The organism is Georgenia sp. G2120, assembly GCF_055326485.1.
Genome location: NZ_JBUZNL010000002.1, coordinates 170,012 through 186,674 on the forward strand (window position 1 = coordinate 170,012; position 16,663 = coordinate 186,674).

Here is a 16,663-nt window from a genome sequence, read left to right on the forward strand (position 1 = left end):
ATCACTGGTGGCAGACGGCGTGGACGACGGGGGTGCTCGAGCACCGGCCCCCGACCTGCCGTCGGAGCAGCCGGAGACCAGGTGGGCGCGCCTGCGGCCCGAGCTCCCCTGGGCCGGCGGAGTCGGCGTCCTCGCCCTGCTCATGAGCGTGACGGCGATCCTGTTCGGCACCTCGCTGTCCGCGCTCGACGAGCAGACCCACCTCGACTACGCCTACCAGGTGGCGCACGGAAACCTGCCGGCCGACGGCGACCGGCTCTCCGACTACGTCCTCGACCAGTGGTCGTGCCGCGGGCAGTCCAACCTGCCCGACCTGCCCTCGTGCGAGGACGCCCTGGCCGACGAGGTCGAGCCGACGGCCTACCCGGCGCTGGGGCAGAACTACAACTCCTTCCACCCGCCCACGTACTACGTGACGCCGGCGGCCACCGGGCTGGTGGCCGAGGCGGTCGGCCTCGAGTTCTCCACCGGCGCCCGGTTCGCCAACGCGCTGTGGCTCACGGCCGGCGTCGTCGCGGTGTACGCCGCCCTGCGCACGTGGCGCCTGCCGAGGCCGACGGCGGCCTCGGGCGCGGCGCTGCTGCTGGCCTTCGAGCCCGTCATCGTCTCCGGCTGGCAGGTGACGAACGACGGCCCGGCCATGCTCGTCGGAGCCGGCGCCCTGTGGGTGCTCGGCCGGTGGGCGCTGCACGGCCGCATCGGCTGGCTGTGGCCCACGCTCGTCGCCCTGCTGGCCGCGAGCACCAAGGTGATGAGCGCCGTCGCGATCCTCGCCGTCGTCGGCCTGATCGCCACCATGGCGGTCGCGGACGTGCGGCGGCGCGACTGGCGCACGCTCGGGCGCCGGGCGGCCACCGTGCTCGCGCCGGTCGCCGTCGTCGCCGCCTGCATGGTCGGCTGGTCCCGGTTCCAGGCCGGGCGAGGGGCCGAGGGCTGGGACAACCCGCTGTACGGGATCAGCACGCGCCCGGTCGAGGGCAGCCCGTGGGACGAGACCGTGCCCACCCTGTTCGACGCGTTCGGGCTCGTGAAGTCCTCGCAGTTCCCCGGCGAGCTCACCGGCTGGCAGCTCGACACGGTGACGGCGGCCTGGTGGGTCCTCATGGCGGCCGCGCCGTTCATGGTCCTCGTCGCGTTCGGCGCCGGCCGCGCGGAGCGCCTCCTCGGCCTGGCGGCGATCGCGGGGACGATCGGGGCGGGCATCATCGTCCAGGGCCAGGAGGTCCTCAGCTCCGACCACGCCTTCCGACTGATCTCGGGCCGGTACGCGATCACCCTGCTGCCGATCACGGTGGCGGCGCTCGTCGCCTCCCTGCACCACCGCCGTCTCGGCACGTTCCTCCAAGTCGGCGTCGCCGTCAGCGTCGCCGTCATGTGGCTGTCCCTCTCAGGAGTTCTATGACATCCGCCCCGCGCCGCCGTCGGGACGTCTTCCGGGTCGCGGTCCTCGCCGTCACCCTTCTCGTGGCCGGGATCGGCGCGCTCTGGGCGACGATCACGCCCGGGTTCCGCGCGCCCGACGAGCCCCAGCACGTCAACACGGTCCTGCGCCTCGCCGACGGCGGCGGCTGGCCGGCGCCGGGCGAGCAGACGTTCCTCCAGGGCATGCACGTGGCCGCGGACGAGGCGGGCTGGGTCGACACCGGGCTGGAGCTCATCCGCCAGAACTCCCACCCGCACCCGGGCGCCGACGTCACCTCCGGCCAGCTGCCGTTCGTCCTGGCGGTGCCGGACCCGCCGGCGGTCGCGGACCGCACCGTCGTCCTCGACGTCGACCACCGCGTCACCCTGTTCGAGCAGGTCGACCAGATGACGCAGCACCCGCCGGGCTACTACGCGCTCGCCGCCGGGTACCTCACCGTCCTCGGCGCGGACGACTGGCGCTGGGACACCCAGCTCCTCGCCCTGCGCCTCCTCGACGTCGTGCTCGTGGCCGGGGTCGTCCCTCTCGTCGTCGTCGCGGCCCGGCGGCTCGGCGCCTCCCGCTCGGCCTCCCTCGTGGGCGCGTTCGCCCTCACCGCCCCCTCGCAGCTGCTGTTCGTCGGCTCGGCGGTGACGAACGACGCCCTGCTCAACCTGTGCGGCGCCGGCGTGCTCGCGCTCAGCGCGGTCGTGCTGACGAGCCGGTGGGACTGGCGGCACGTCGTCGGCCTCGGCGCGGTGCTCGGCGCGGGCCTCATGACCAAGGGCTTCATGCTCGGGTTCATCCCCATCGTGGCGCTCGCGTTCCTCCTCTCGCCCGCCTCCGACCGTCCGCTCGGTCGGCGCGCGCTCGGCGGGTTCTGGTCCCTCGGGGTCGCCTTCGCGATCGGCGGCTGGTGGTGGCTGAAGAACCTCGTCGTCCACGGCACGTTCCAGCCCGACGGCTACCCCGGGCGCGAGCCGCTCGAGGACACCTCGCACCTCGGCCTCAACATGTGGGACTTCGCGGTCGGCGCCGAGCGGTCGATCGTCACGAGCACGTGGGGCAACTACGGCTGGCTCGAGTCGCCGATGCCGAGCTGGTTCCAGCACGCGCTCACCTACCTCACGCTCGTGCTCGTCGTCGTCGGCGTGGTCCTCGCGGGCCGGCACCGGCGGCACCTGCTCGTGCTGCTCGCCGCGTGGGTCGGCGTGCTCGGCGTGGTGGTCTACGGCGCGATCGTCGAGTACTACTCCACGGGCCTGCTCGCCGGGCTGCAGGGCCGGTACCTGTACGTGGCGATCCTCGGCATCCTCGTGGCGCTCGCCGTGCTGCTCGAGCGGGTCACCGCACGTCTGGCGCCCGGGCCGATGGTCGCGGCGCGCGTCGGGGCCGCGGCGCTCTGCCTCGCGCTGGCCGGGTACGGGCTGTGGTTCGGGTTCGACGCGTTCTACGTCGAGTTCTACGAGACCTTCTCGACCGGCCTGAGCCGCTGGAACAACTGGAGCCACGTCGGCGTGCCGAAGCTGTTCGCCCTCGCCGCCGCCACCGTGGCGGCCGCCCTCGGTTCCCTCGCGCTGCTCGCGATCCAAACCCGGCGCGACGCCGAAGGTCGCGTCGCGGTCACCCCGGGAACGACGGGCACGACGACGAACGGCGCGCGCCCGTTGACGACCGCCGGCGCGACGACGACCGGCCGGGCGGCGACCGGCGAGGCGGCCCCGGCAGCCTCAGCGGCCGAGCCGGCCCCGGACCTTGCCGACCCCGCGGCGGACGAGCTCGACGGTGCCGGCGTCGCGCCGGACGCGGCGGGCGGCGCCGAGCAGGCGGACGGCCCGGCTCCCGGCGATCGCCGGCGGGACGCGTAGCCCCGAGCGCGGCAGCGCGTACGGCTCGACGTGGGCGCCGGCGGCGTCGAACGGCTCGTCGTCGGTCACCGGATTCCAGCCGGTCGAGACCCGCGGCCCCTCGCTGCGCACCCGCGCCGCGGCGTCGATCAGCAGCTCGCGGTAGGTCCGCCCCTGGACGTGCGGGGACCACGTGAGCAGCGCCTCCCGTCGCGCGCGGGCCCCGACGCGACGCCGCAGGGCCGGGTCGTGCACGAGCGCGTCGAGGGCGTCCGTCCATCCCTCGACGTCGGCCGGGAGGAACCCGGTGACGCCGTCCGTGACCGACTCCCGGAAGGGCTGCGTGGGCGAGGCGACGACCGGCGTCTCGACGAGGGCGGACTCGAGCCACTTGATGGCGGACTTGGCCTCGTTGAAGATCGAGCCCGGCGTGAGGGGGGCGAGGCTGATGTCGACGTCCCGCAGGAGGTCCGGCAGGTCGTACCAGGGGACGAACGGGAGGCGGCGCACGCGCTCCGCGTAGGGCTCGAGCGCCGGCGTGGACGTGAGGTGGCCGCCGAGCCACAGCTCCGTGGCCGGGTGGCGCCGCAGGACCTCGATGACGGCGGGCTCGACCATGGCCCAGTCGGCGTCGTGCGTGGTCGTGCCCGAGAAGTAGCCGATCCGGACCGGGCCCTCGGCCCGCTCGCGCCGCAGCGCCGCGTCGGAGCGGCGCGCGAGAAGGGTGCCGACCCCGTTGGGGAACCGGTAGGAGGGCATCCCGGTGACGGCGGTGGCGTGCTCGCACAGGGTCTGGGTCGAGCCGACGTAGGCGTCCGCGAGCTCCATCGACGTGCGGTAGCGGCGCACGCCCCGCCACCACAGCGCGAGCTCGTCGGCGGGCATCCCCTCGAGGCCGTCGACCTGCCCCTCGAGGGCGGGGTCGAAGATGAGGTCGTCGATGTCGAAGAGGACCGGCACGGCGCGCTCGCGAGCGCGGACGGACGCGACGAGCTCGACGATCTGGTCGGTCGCCGGCACGCGGTAGAGGACGAGGGCGTCGCACGACTGCGCCTCCTGCAGCAGCCGGGGGTCGCGGTAGTGCCGCACCCGCGCGGCCACGCCGTGCAGGCCGAGCGCCTCGGCGGCGAGCTGGGTGCGGTACCGCTGCGGCGCCCCCTGGATGCCGCTGACGAAGAGGACCTTGCGCATGAGGGCCCGCTCGGCCGCCCCCGCCCCGGTCAACGCCCCGGTCATCGCCCCCGACTCCTCCCCCGCAGGCTGCCCGCTCATCGCCGCGTACCGCTCGATGAGCCCCGCGACCTGGTCGGACAGCGCGCGCACCGGGCTCGCGGCGCCCTGCCCGGTTCTCGCGCGCGCGGCGACGGGGTCGGCCACGAGGTCCCGCAGGCGCGCGAGCAGCGTGTCCGGGTCGCCGGCGGGGACGATCCACCCGTTGACGTCCTCCGCGACGGCCTCCTCGGGCCCGAGCGTGTCGGTCGCGAGGACCGCGAGCCCGGCGAGGAGCGCCTCCCGGGTGAGGATCGAGTGCGACTCGCGCATGATCGAGGGCAGGACGAGGACGTCCACCCCCGCGAGGACCTCGGCGCGCTCCTCCGGGGCGAACGGCTCCCGCAGGCGGACCTGCGGCGGGAGCGGGGAGTCGCCGTCGGCCCGGGTCCCGTACATGTCGAGCGTCCACGCCCGGTCCGGGTCCTCCGCGGCGAGCCTGCGCGCCACGTCGAGCAGGAGCGGCCCGCCCTTGACGGGGTCGTTGCCGCCGGCGAACACGAGGCGCAGCGGCCCGTCACCCGTGCGCGGCACCGGCGCCGGCCTCGTCGTCGGGCCCTCGTCCTCCCCCACGCCCGGCAGCCCGTTCTCGTCGACCTCGAGCAGCTCAGCGGGCACCCCGTTGGCGAGGAACGTCGCGGCGGCGGAGGCGGACGGGGCGAGCACGACGTCGGCGTGGGCGAGCTCGGTCGCCAGCGCCGCGAGTCGGGCGTCGGCGGCGTCGCGCCCGCGCTCGCACCGGCACACGCCGCAGCCGACCACGAGCGCGCACGGCCGCAGGTCCTGGTCCACGAGGAACTGGCGCGTGCACTGCCACCACCAGTCGTGGGCGGTGACGACCACCGCGGCGCCGGACTCCTTGGCCGCGCGCACGAGCGAACCGCCGAGGGTCTGCAGGGAGTGCAGGTGCACGACGTCGGGCCGCACGTCCTCGAGCCACCCGCGGAAGTCGGCCTCGACGGCGGGGTTGGCCCAGTTCTTCCTGTCCGACCACGAGGTGTAGGGGTGGGTTTCGATCCACCGCACCCGCACGGTGCCGTGCTCACCGGTGTCCGTGTCGTCCCAGGTGGACAGGGCGGGGCGCGCGTCGTCGAGGTGGCCGGCGTAGACGTGGGCCTCGTGCCCGGCGGCGGCGAGCGCCCGCGCGATGCGCCGCGGGACGAGCGTGCCGCCCGAGACGAAATTCGGCGGGTAGTGGGCCGAGACCTGGGCGACGCGCATGCCCCCGATCCTAGGCAGCGGGGCCGGTCGCACTAGTTTGGCTGCATGGCCGAGACCCCTTCCACCTGGCTCGACGACCTCGCGGCGACCGACGCCGAGCTGCACGCCACGCTCGCCGGCCGCCTCGAGCTCCTCGGCCGGGACGCCTGGTCCCGCCGCACGCTGGAGGCCGAGGCGGCGCTCGGCCAGGCGCGCGCGACGATCACGCTCCAGGACCGGCTCCTGCGCGACCTCGCGGTTCGCCACACCGAGCTCGAGGACGACATCCGCGAGCTGCAGAACCCCGGGTCCACCCGCGCGCCGGGGGGCGGCGCCCCGGACGACGACGCCGGTCCGTCCCGCGCGCGCCGGCTGCTCGCGTCCGTGCCCGGCCGGGCGAAGGTCGCCGTCACCGATCCGGCGCGGGCCCTGCGCGCGGTCCGCCGCCGGCTCCCGGGCGGCGGCGAGTGACCGCCCCGGGGACGGACGGGGCCACGAGCGAGATGCCCGACGACGACACCCCCGCCGCCGGACCGCCGCGGATCTCGCTGCTCGTCCTGCCCGGGACCGAGGAGCAGCTCGCCGCCACGCGCGCGTCGCTCGAGGCGCAGGGCGAGGGGCCGTGGGAGCTGCTGGAGATCGGGCCCGAGCTCCCGGCCGGCTCGCCCACCGACGGGGCGGCTGCACACTCCACCGACTCCCCCACACCCGAACCTTTCGGCGACGCACCCGCACCCCCGCCCCGCTACCGCGACCTCCCCTCGGCGGCCGCGGCGGCCGGGGGCGACTGGGTCGGCGTGCTCGGCGCGGGCGACTCCCTCGAGCCCGGCGTGCCGGCCGCGATGCTCGAGGCGATCGACGCCGCCCCGGACGTGCGCGTGGTCAACGCCGACGAGCGCCTGCCCGACGGCCGCACGCACGCCAAGCCGTCATGGATGCCGCGGGCGCTCGACCACCTCGACGTCCTCGGCCGGCTCACCCTCGTCCGCGCCGACCTGCTCGCCGAGGTCGGCGGGCTGACCGACGACCCGGCCGCCGAGTGGGACCTCCACCTGCGCCTCGCCGAGCACCTGGGCGCCGGGGACCCGCTCGCGCCGAGCCCGCACGTCCTCCACCTGCCGCTCACCTCGCTCGCCCGCGCCTCCGACCCGGCCGAGCTGCTCGACGCCGGGGCGGCCGCCGTCGAGCGCTCGCTCGTCCGCCGCGGGTCGGGGAACGTCGTCGTCCGGCCGCACGAGACACCGACCGGTCTCGGGGCCGAATCGGGCGCCGGAGCCGGGGCCGGGGCCGACGAGGGTTCGCACGAGACCTCCGCCCCGCCGTCGGACCATCTCGTCCTCGAGCGCGCGCTGCCGACCGCTCCCCGGGTGAGCATCGTGATCCCCACCGGCGGTGGGCACCGGCCGACCCCCGGCGGCGAGGTCCGCTCGGTCGACGTCGCGCTGGCGACCCTGCTCGAGCGGACCGACTACCCCGACTACGAGGTCGTCGTCGTCACCTCCGAGGGGACCGACCCGGGCGTCGCCGCGCACTGCCGCGGCCTCGACCCGCGGGTGAGCGTCGTCGAGGTCGACGGCCCGTTCAGCTTCTCGCGCTCGATCAACGCCGGCGTCGGCGCGGCGACCGGCGAGCTCGTCCTCCTGCTCAACGACGACACCGAGATCGTCGAGCCGACCTGGCTGCGCAGCCTCGTCGCGATCGGGCTCGAGGACGGCGTCGGCGCGGTCGGGGCGCGCCTCCTCTACGGCGACGGCACGATCCAACACGCCGGCATCGTCATGAGCGCGGACCGCACGCCGTCCCACCTCCTCGCGCACGAGGCCGACGGCGAGCGCCGGTTCGGGGTGGGCAGCGCCGACCTCGAGCACCTCGCCGTGACGGCCGCCTGCCTGCTCACGCCGCGCGAGGCGTTCGTGCGTGTCGGGGGCCTGAGCGAGGACCTGCCGCTCAGCTACAACGACGTCGACTACTGCCTCAAGCTCCGGGCCGCCGGGCTGCGGACGGTCTGCGCCGGGAGCGTGCGGGTGGTCCACCACGAGTCGGTCACCCGGGATGCGACCGTGACCGACCGCGAGCACGCGGCCGTGACCTGGTGGTCCGGGGTCACGGCGCTCGACCCCTGGTACTGGGGGGTCTGACCGGGCGCGTGTCCGGAGCGGCGCCGGTCGCGTCAGGCGAACAGCGCGAGCACGTAGACCGCGAACACGGTCAGGTGCACCGCCCCGTGGACCGCCGTCACGCGTCGGCCGGCGAAGGTTGCCACCGAGAGCACCAGCGCGACGCCGAGGAGCAGGAGGTTCGCCGGCGACTCCGCGAGCACCACCTGCTGCCCCGTGAGCGCGCCGATGACGAGGACGGCGGGGATCGTCAGGCCGACCGTCGACACGAGAGCGCCGTGGCAGAGGTTGCTCACGCGCTGCACCTCGCCGGCGAGCGCCGCGCGCACCGAGGTGATCGACTCCGGCAGGAAGACGATGCACGCGATGAGCAGCCCGGACAGGGCGGCGGGCGCGCCGAGGCGGCCGAGTCCGTCGTCGAGCAGCGCGGCCATGTCGTGCGAGAGCAGGACGATCGGGAGGACGGTGACGACGAGCAGGCCGGCCCGCAGGAGGATCTCGGTGCGGTGCGCGGCGAACGTCTCGCCCAGGGACGCCCCGACGTCGCCGTCCGCCGAGTCCTGCCGCACCCGCGGGTCGACCTCCCGGAAGTCGTCGGCCTGCGCGCCCGTCTGGCGCCAGAGGAAGAAGGCGTACAGCACGACCGTCAGAGCGACGACGACCACCGCCTGGCCCCCGGTGTACGAGCCGTCCGTGCCGATCGCGGCCGGCAGCGCGAAGGCCAGCGCCACGAGCACGACGAGCACGGCGAGGTAGCTCGAGGTCCCGGTGCGGTTGTGCTCGAGGTCGCCGTGCCGCATCCCGCCGACGAGCAAGGAGAGCCCGACGACGGCGCACAGGATGATCATCGAGACCGCCATGACGGAGTCGCGGGCGATCGTCGCGTGGTCGCCTGGGCCGAGCATGACGGCGGAGATGAGGACGACCTCGATGACGACGATCGACAGCGTGAGCACGAGCGACCCGTAGGGGTCGCCGAGGCGCCGGGCGAGGTGCTCGGCCTCGCCGACCACGCCGAAGGCGCACAGGAGGATGACGCCGACGATCACCGCGAGCGTGCCGACGAGCAGCGGGCCCGGGACGGGCGGCTCGAGCAGGGGGCCGGCGAGGGCGAGCGCGAGGACGGCGCCCCAGCCGATCGCCAGGCGCAGCCATGCCGCGGGGGTGAGGACGGCCACCCGCGCTACCGCCCGAGCCGGCGGCGCACCTTCCGCGTCACGCCGCCCACACCGTCGGCGCGCAGCGTCCGCCACGCCCCGCCGACGTCGGCCCGCAGCCGCGTGGCCCGCGAGACCTGTCCCGGCTCCACCCCGGCGGCGCGCTCGGCGGCGAGCCGCCCCGCGTCCGCGGACCGTCGCGGGTCCCGGCAGAACGCGACGAGCGGCGCGAGGGCGTCGGTCCACGTGTGCGTGGCCGCGACCCGGGCGACCGACTCGCGCACGTCCGCGAGCCGCGCCTCGTCGGTGAGCAGGCCCGTCAGCGCGTCGGCCAGCGCGTCGACGTCCTCGGCGGGCACGGCCGCGCCGAGACCCTCGGCGGTCACGAGCGCGCCGAAGTGGTCGCCGTCGGTGCAGACGATCGGCAGCCCGGCCCACAGGTAGTCGAGGATGCGGGTGCGGAAGCTGAACGCGGTCTCGACGTGGTCGAAGTGGGCGGAGACGCCGATGTCGGCGTCGAGCAGGTAGTCGGCGCGGCGCTCGTAGGGCACCCAGTCCTCGTTGAAGAACACGTGGGTGCCGGTGAGGGCGAGCTCGTCGGACAGCTCGCGGGTGCGCACGGCCATCGCCATCTCGGGCACGTCCGGGTTGGGGTGCTTCATCCCGAGGAAGTACAGGCGCAGGTTCGGCACCGCCGCGCGCGCCCGGTCGACGGCCCGGATGACGGTGAGCGGGTCGAACCAGTTGTAGACGCCTCCGCCCCACAGGATCACCGGGTCGTCGGCCGCGATGCCGTCGACCACGCCCTTGATGCCGTGGGCTCGCTGCACGGGCGCCACCGGGTCCGTGCCGAACGGGACGACGTCGATGAGCGAGCGCAGCGACGTGTCGGCGTCGTAGGTGTCGGGGTTGACGCGCCCGGCCGCGGCGAGGTGCCCGATCCACAGGTCGCGCTGCTTGCCCGACGCGCACAGGAAGAGGTCGCCGCGCCGCGCCTGGGCGCCGAGCTCGGTGAGCGCGCGGGCGAGGGCCGCGTGCCGCTCGGCGGCGGGCCGGAAGCGCTCGACCTCGAGGGACTCGAGGTGGAAGGGGTCGTACAGGTCGACCACCAGCACCACGTCCGCGTCCTGCAGCCAGTCGAAGGTGGAGACGACGTACCCCTGCACGACGACGACGTCCGCCGCCCCGACCTCCGCGCGGAAGGTCTCGACGGTGGTCTGCGCCGTCGTGAAGCCCTCCCCCTGCCGCGAGCAGCCCCCGAACGTGACCAGCCGGACGTCGTGCTCCGCGCCGAGCGCGCGGGCGATCTCGAAGGCCCGGATCGCCGGGCCGGCCATCCGCTCGGCGAGCGTGTCGAGGGTGACGACGAGGATGCGTCGGCGGTCGGTCATCGGGTCTCCTCGGGGTCGGGGGCGCCGTCGAGGTCCGGGGTCGGGTCCGCGCTCTCCATGGGGACGATCCCCGTGGGCCCGTCCTGTCCGGTCGGCTCCGGGGCGCCGGCCGGGACGGCCCACGCGGAGGCGGACTGGATGTACCCGCCCCACCACCGCGTCGCGCCGTTCTCGACGACGAACCGAGCCGAGTCCCGCACCTGGTCGTAGGTGTGCTGGGTGGTCGAGTCGGTGAGCGAGGTGACGACCACGTAGCCGCCGGGGGCGAACGGGACCCGCCCGGCCGAGCAGTCGATGACGCCGCGGCCGCGGATCGTGCCCAGCCGCGGCCCGTCGTCGAACGTGTTGGACGCCCACAGGTAGGTGCCGTCGGTGTGCTCGATGCCGATGCCCATGACGGGGTCGGTGACGGGCTCGTGCGCGTCGTAGTGCACGCGGACGGTCATGTCCTCGTCCTGCCGCACCGGGCTGCCGGGCCCGCCGGCGCCGAAAACCTCGACCTCCTCGATCGTCAGCTCGCCCGAGCCCCAGTGCGTGCGCCCCTTGTCGTCCAGCCGGGTCGAGGCGTGGGTGGAGTCGAGGTAGCGCTCGAGGACGTGGGAGGCGGGGCCGACGGCCTTGAGCTCGCCGTGGTCGAGCCACGCGGCCTGGTCGGCCATCGTGCGCAGGGTGGGCATCGAGTGGGACACGACGACGACGGTGCGACCCTCGCGGCGGAACTGCGCGAACTTCGCGGCGCACTTCTCCTGGAACGCGGCGTCGCCGACCGCGAGGACCTCGTCGACGAGCAGGATCTCGGGGTCGACGTGGATGGCCACGGAGAAGCCGAGGCGGACGTACATGCCGGACGAGTAGTTCTTCACGGGCTGGTCGATGAACTGCTCGACGCCGGAGAAGCCGACGATGTCGTCGAACTTCGCGTCGATCTCGGGCCGCGTCATCCCGAGGATCGAGCCGTTGAGGTAGATGTTGTCCCGCCCGGACAGCTCGGGGTGGAAGCCGGAGCCGACCTCGAGTAGCGCCGCCATCCGACCTCGGGTCGTGATCGACCCGGAGGTCGGGTAGAGGATCTTCGCCAGGCACTTGAGCAGGGTCGACTTGCCCGAGCCGTTGTCCCCCACGAGCGCGAACGTCGAGGCCTCGGGGATCTCGAGCGAGACGTCCTTGAGCGCCCAGAAGTCCTCGTGCACGGAGCGACGGCGCCGCATGACGGCGGCCTTGAGCGTCTGGTTGCGCTCGTGGTAGACGCGGAACCGCTTGGAGACGTCGTCCACCGTGATCGCGGCGGCGCCGGGGGTCTCGGTGCTCACAGGGCCTCGGCCAGTCCCTTCTCGTGCCGGGAGAACAGGTGCGCGCCGACCACGAAGGTGCCGGCCGCCCAGGCGAGGACGACGAGCGTGGTGCTCAGCTCCGGCAGGCGGTTGTCGTACAGGAGGTTGCGGAAGACCTCGGCGAACTGGACGAGCGGGTTGAGCAGGTAGACGTCGAGGATCGAGATCGGCCCGAGCAGGTCGCCGATGCGCTCCGACTGCTCGGCGACGAGCCGCACGGGGTAGACGATCGGCGTGAGGTAGAACCACATCTGGAACAGGATCGTCACGAAGTGCTGGGTGTCGCGGAAGTAGACGTTGGCGATCGAGGCGAGCAGCCCGGCGCCCATGGCGAAGACCGCGAACACCGCCATCGCGAGGACGAGCAGCGGCAGCAGCGGCAGCGGGTTCGCGCCGACGATCAGCAGGACCACCGTGAGGACGCCCATCTCGATCGACCACGTGAACAGCCAGGACGCGACCGTGGAGACGATGAGGGCGCCACGCGGGAAGTGGACCTTCTTGATGAGGTTCTCGTTGCCGACGAGCGCGTTCATCGAGCCCGTGACGACGTTGGTGAAGAACGTCCACGGCAGGAGCATGCACAGGAGCCAGACGGCGAAGATGTCGAGCCCGGACGGGTCGCCCGGGTCCGGCTCGATCCGGATGATGAAGGCGAAGACGACCGTGTAGATCGCCATGGCGGCCAGCGGGTTGGCGAGCGACCACAGCTGGCCGAGCGCGGTGCGGCTGTACTTGCCCTTGACCTCGCGCATCGTGAGGTTGACCAGCAGCTCCTTCGAGCCGCGCAGGTCGCGCAGGAACCTCACGTGCGTCCGCCCTCCCGTGGCGCCGGTGCTCCGCGGGCGCGGGGCACCGACCAGGGTAGACCAGCGCCCCGCGGCAGCGAGGCCGCGGGGCGCCGGGTCGGGCTGCGGACGGTCGACGGGGGAAGACGCCGTGCCGCAGCTGTCGGACTGGTCAGGCTCAGTCGGGCAGGACCCGGAAGTACGTCGGCTCGCCGCCGACCCACGAGTTCGGTCCCACGCGGGTACCCATCGAGGGGTTCCAGGCGGCGACGTTCTGGCCGTCGCCGAGGTTGATCGCCACGTGGCCGGGCCACCAGATGAGGTCGCCCGGGCGCGCCTCGGACGCCGGGACCTGCTCGAGGTTGGCGAACGCGCCCCACATCGTGGTCCGCGGGATCTCGATGCCGTGCTGCGCGTAGACGTAGTGGGCGAACCCGATGCAGTCCCAGCCGGCGGGCGTGGTGCCGGCCCAGCGGTAGGGCGAGCCGACGTAGCTCATCGCGGTGGCGACGACCTCGTCCCCGATCCAGTCGGTCGCGGGCGGCGTCTCGCGCTCCTCGGTGCGCGACGGGGCCTCGACGACCCGCGTGTCGCGGCGCACGCCGAGCGTGTCGACGCGGTCGCCGTCCCAGTCGCCGGCCATCACCGTGTCGGCGGTCCGGCCGTAGGAGACGACCTGCTCCGCGACGCCGTTCGAGAGCGTGTTGCGCAGGTGGTACTGGTTGTCGCGGCGCACGCCGAGACCGTCGACGCTGTCGCCGTTCCAGTCGCCGACGATGATCTGGTCGTCCGACTGCCCGTAGTCGACGACGGCGTCCGCGTAGCCCGAGCGCAGCGTGTTGCTGAGGAAGTACTGGTTGCCGCGGCGGACGGCGATCGTGTCGACGCCGTCACCGTCCCAGTCGCCCACGACCACCTCGTCGCCGGCGCGGCCGTAGTGGATGACCTGGTCGGCGACCCCCGAGGTCACCGTGTTGCGGATGTGGAACTGGTTGCCCCGGCGGACCGCGAACGTGTCGACGCCGTCGCCGTCCCAGTCGCCCACGAAGACCTCGTCGCCGGCGCGGCCGTAACGGATGCTCTCGTGACCCGGGCTCGTGGTGTTCGACGTCGTGATCGCGAACTCCTGGCCGCGGCGCACGGCCACGGTGTCCACGCCGTTGCCGTTGAAGTCGCCGACGTAGGCGTTGCCGTCCGGGTGGCCGAACTGCATCGTCACGGCGGTCTGCCCGGAGCTGGAGTTGGACAGGTGGAACTCGCTGCCGGAGCCACCGATGTCACCGCCCGCGGCGGACATGGCCGGCGGGGCGGTCACCACGGCGGCGCCGAGGACGGTCAGGGTCGCGGCAGTGAGCCGGGTCGTCGTTCGCACCAGAGTCGCTCCTCGTTCCGGCGTCCTCGCCCGGGTCGGGCGCGGTCCGCGCAGTTGCGGTCCGGACGCGGATCTGGTGGTCCGCTCCGGCATGGGGGGGATGTTCGACCGTGACCTTACGGTGATGCGTCTGTGACTGGTGGTGTTCGTGAGGAAGATCACGCGCAGGTGTCGGCGCGTCACGCGACGGTGACGACGACTCGGAGTAATGAACTCGCCCTACACCACTGTGACCGATGGGGCAAACGCGTCACGTGTGACGGGACGCGTGAGGGCAGGAGCGCCCGCTGTGACGGGTGGTGCGTGAGTGGGTGTAGGGAATGTCACGAACGGGTCTCGGCGTGTGCGCCACGATCCGCCCCACGCACGACGACGAACGACCCCGCACGCCTCACCTGCTCCCCCGTACACGCGGTCCACGCGGTCCACGCACGACGACGAACGACCCCGCGCGCCACCCGTGCACCTCACCCACCCGCCGCACGCACGACGGCGGCCCGGCACCTCGTGAGGTGCCGGACCGCCGTGGGTGTGGCGCGGAGCTGGTGTCAGCGGACCACGCCGAGGGTGTCGGTGCCGTTGCGGTCCCAGTCGCCGGCGATGACCCGGTCGTCCGCGCGGCCGAAGCCGATCTCGCGGTGCGCGTCCCCGGTCCTCAGGTCGTTGCGCATGAAGTACCGGTTGCCCCGGCGCACCGTGAACGTGTCAGTCCCGTTGCCGTCCCAGTCGCCGACGACGACCTGGTCGCCCGCCCGCCCGTAGTCGAGGACGGTCGACGCGGGGCCCGCGGCGAGCCCGTTCGTCAGGAAGTACCGGTTGCCGCGACGCACGGCGAACGTGTCCCGACCGTTGCCGGTCCAGTCGCCCACGAGCAGCTCGTCGTCGGTCCGGCCGTAGGCGAACTCCACGTGCGCGGGACCGGACTCCATGTCGTTGCGCAGGTAGAGCACGTTGCCGCGGCGCACGCCGAGGGTGTCGGTGCCGTTGCGGTCCCAGTCCCCCACGAGGAGCTCGTCACCGGGGCGGCCGTAGTTGAGGACGATGTCCGGCACGGAGTCGTGCCCGTTCGTCAGCTCGATCGTGTTGCCGTGCCGCACGCCGACCGTGTCCCGGCCGTTGCCGGTCCAGTCGCCGACCAGCACCTCGAGGCCGCGCTCGCCGAACTCGAACTCGACCTCCGCGGTCGTGGTCCACGTGTTCGACAGGTAGAACTCGTTGCCCACCATGCCGCGGATCTCGGCCATCATCCCGGGCAGCGCCGCGGCCACGTAGGGGCCGGGGCAGATCGTCCGGGTCTGGTAGGCGACGTCCCGGTGGCCCATGATCGCCGGCAGCGGCTGGCCCGCGTAGGCGAAGCTCGTGCCGCGCGAGGTGATGCCGGTCGGGGCGTCGACGTCGACGTCGGCGAGCGCGAAGCGCCACGCGATGACGTCGCGGACGGAGTTCATGGCGGCCTGCGGCGCCGGGCCGTAGGTGAAGTCGCCCATGATCGAGACGCCGACCGTGTTCTGGTTGGCGGGCGCCGCGTGCGCGCCGATCGTCATCTGCTCGTTCGGCGACCACAGCGAGCCGTAGCGGCCCTCGTACACGCGGCCCCAGCGGTCGACGAGGAAGTTGTAGCCGATGTCCCCCCAGCCGCGCGTCTGTGCGTGGTAGTAGTAGATGCTCCGCACGACCCCGGGGGCCTCGGCGTACGTGTAGGTGTTCGTCCCCGCAGTGTGGTGGACGACCGCGGCGCGCAGCTCCGAGTACTCGGGCGGCCAGAAGAAGTGGTCCTGGTTCGCCCCCCACGACCAGCGCGAGATGATGTTCGGCCGCGAGGCGATGATGTCCGGCTGGGCCTGGGCGTCGACAGAACCGGCGTCGGGAGCCGCGTCGGGCGTCGAGCCCGCGTCAGGAGCCGAACCGGAGTCGGGCGATCCCTCGAGCACGGGCGCGTCGCCCGACCCCTCGACCTCTCCCCCGGAGCCGGCCGTCGCCGGGGCGCCGGACACGGACTGCTCGTCGATCGTCACGGCAGCGGTCCCGGGGCCGTCCGGGGCGAGCTCGACCGCGCCGGAGACGTCGGTCGGGACCAGCGTGAGGCGCAGGTCGGCGGGCAGCGCGCCGGAGCCGGGGTCGACCTGGACCTGGACGCCGTCGGACTCGGTCGTGAGGAACGGCTCGGTGCCGCCGGGCAGGGAGTCGTCACCGGGCGACTCGGGCTCGAGGTCGGCCCACGAGGACCACTCGCCGCCCGCGCGCGTGCGGACGTAGATCGAGGCGTCCTGCGGCAGCATCTCGCCCGCCGCCCACGTGACACCGGCGAGGTTGAAGCCCTCGGTGTCGATCTCCTCCGTGAGGATCGTCAGGTCGCCGGACTCCTGGGCGTCGGCCACCTCGGCGTCGACCGCGTTCGGTGCGCTCGCGCCGGGCAGCGCGCTGGCGGAGACCCGGCCCGGGTCGGCCGCGCCCGCGTCGCCGGACGCAGTGGGCTCGCCGGCGTCGTCGGTGAGGTCGAGGACCTGAAGGGGCGTCGGGTCGGAGCCTGGCGCCGGGGAGTCGGTCATGAGGTCGGCGCCGGAGTCGTCGGCGCCCTGCGAGGCGGTCTCGACCGGGTCGGCGGGGTCGGTGGACGCGGTGGGCGCGTCCGTGGGCGAGTCGTCGGGCTCGGCGACGGCGGGGCTCAGGATCGCCGGCACGCTCAGGGCGGTGACCAGGGCGGACGCGAGCACCGCCCGTCGTGGTCGTCGAAGGATCCGGACAGGGCGCTGCGGAGCAGACATGAAAGCGACACCTCGGGGGAAGGA

At 73.9% G+C, this 16,663-nt stretch carries 10 protein-coding genes and 1 pseudogene; 4 read left to right on the plus strand and 7 right to left on the minus strand.

Annotated elements, in window-relative coordinates; all coding sequences use genetic code 11:
* Window positions 1–7 precede the first annotated feature (7 nt).
* Entirely contained in the window at window positions 8–1,402 is a 1,395-nt protein-coding gene (locus ACZLMO_RS02955; RefSeq protein ID WP_463652786.1) for a hypothetical protein, read from the plus strand.
* Window positions 1,399–2,688 (plus strand): annotated as a pseudogene (locus ACZLMO_RS02960) (ArnT family glycosyltransferase); the annotation flags it as partial. The gene ACZLMO_RS02955 and the pseudogene ACZLMO_RS02960, both read left to right, overlap by 4 nt.
* 444 nt (window positions 2,689–3,132) lie before the next feature.
* On the opposite strand, the gene ACZLMO_RS02965 reads toward ACZLMO_RS02960, so the two are convergent.
* Complete coding sequence (locus tag ACZLMO_RS02965; RefSeq protein WP_463652787.1) at window positions 3,133–5,739, minus strand: glycosyltransferase; 2,607 nt, start codon at window positions 5,737–5,739, stop codon at window positions 3,133–3,135.
* A 45-nt stretch (window positions 5,740–5,784) separates the two neighbouring features.
* On the opposite strand from ACZLMO_RS02965, the gene ACZLMO_RS02970 reads away from it, so the two are divergent.
* Window positions 5,785–6,189 carry a hypothetical protein gene (locus ACZLMO_RS02970; RefSeq protein WP_425714601.1) on the plus strand — a complete coding sequence of 135 codons (405 nt, stop codon included), beginning with the start codon at window positions 5,785–5,787 and terminating at the stop codon, window positions 6,187–6,189.
* Window positions 6,190–6,221: 32 nt separating this feature from the next.
* On the plus strand, window positions 6,222–7,856 hold the full coding sequence (locus ACZLMO_RS02975; protein WP_425714602.1) for a glycosyltransferase family 2 protein: 1,635 nt from the start codon (window positions 6,222–6,224) through the stop codon (window positions 7,854–7,856).
* 32 nt (window positions 7,857–7,888) lie between these two features.
* On the opposite strand, the gene ACZLMO_RS02980 is transcribed toward ACZLMO_RS02975, so the two are convergent.
* From ACZLMO_RS02980 to ACZLMO_RS03005, 6 genes are all read right to left on the minus strand, one after another.
* On the minus strand, window positions 7,889–9,013 hold the full coding sequence (locus tag ACZLMO_RS02980; RefSeq protein WP_463652788.1) for a calcium:cation antiporter: 1,125 nt from the start codon (window positions 9,011–9,013) through the stop codon (window positions 7,889–7,891).
* 5 nt (window positions 9,014–9,018) lie between these two features.
* Complete coding sequence (locus ACZLMO_RS02985) at window positions 9,019–10,383, minus strand: glycosyltransferase family 4 protein (RefSeq protein ID WP_463652789.1); 1,365 nt, start codon at window positions 10,381–10,383, stop codon at window positions 9,019–9,021.
* Window positions 10,380–11,693, minus strand: a complete 1,314-nt coding sequence (locus tag ACZLMO_RS02990) for an ABC transporter ATP-binding protein (RefSeq protein ID WP_425714605.1) — start codon at window positions 11,691–11,693, stop codon at window positions 10,380–10,382. Before ACZLMO_RS02990 ends, ACZLMO_RS02985 begins: the two co-directional genes overlap by 4 nt.
* Window positions 11,690–12,523 (minus strand): ABC transporter permease, encoded by an 834-nt coding sequence (locus ACZLMO_RS02995; RefSeq protein ID WP_425714606.1) that lies wholly within the window; start codon window positions 12,521–12,523, stop codon window positions 11,690–11,692. Before ACZLMO_RS02995 ends, ACZLMO_RS02990 begins: the two co-directional genes overlap by 4 nt.
* A 157-nt stretch (window positions 12,524–12,680) precedes the next feature.
* Window positions 12,681–13,874, minus strand: coding sequence for a C40 family peptidase (locus ACZLMO_RS03000; RefSeq protein WP_425714607.1), 1,194 nt, complete (start codon window positions 13,872–13,874; stop codon window positions 12,681–12,683).
* A 548-nt stretch (window positions 13,875–14,422) separates the two neighbouring features.
* Window positions 14,423–16,588 (minus strand): N-acetylmuramoyl-L-alanine amidase, encoded by a 2,166-nt coding sequence (locus ACZLMO_RS03005; protein WP_463652790.1) that lies wholly within the window; start codon window positions 16,586–16,588, stop codon window positions 14,423–14,425.
* Window positions 16,589–16,663: the final 75 nt, after the last annotated feature.

What these genes read in the sequence shown, in the direction of transcription:
- ACZLMO_RS02965 (WP_463652787.1), bottom strand. Translation starts at nt 5,739, where the DNA reads ATGCGCGTCGCCCAGGTCTCGGCCCACTACCCGCCGAATTTCGTCTCG.
- ACZLMO_RS02970 (WP_425714601.1), top strand. Translation starts at nt 5,785, where the DNA reads ATGGCCGAGACCCCTTCCACCTGGCTCGACGACCTCGCGGCGACCGAC.
- ACZLMO_RS02975 (WP_425714602.1), top strand. Translation starts at nt 6,222, where the DNA reads ATGCCCGACGACGACACCCCCGCCGCCGGACCGCCGCGGATCTCGCTG.
- ACZLMO_RS02985 (WP_463652789.1), bottom strand. Translation starts at nt 10,383, where the DNA reads ATGACCGACCGCCGACGCATCCTCGTCGTCACCCTCGACACGCTCGCC.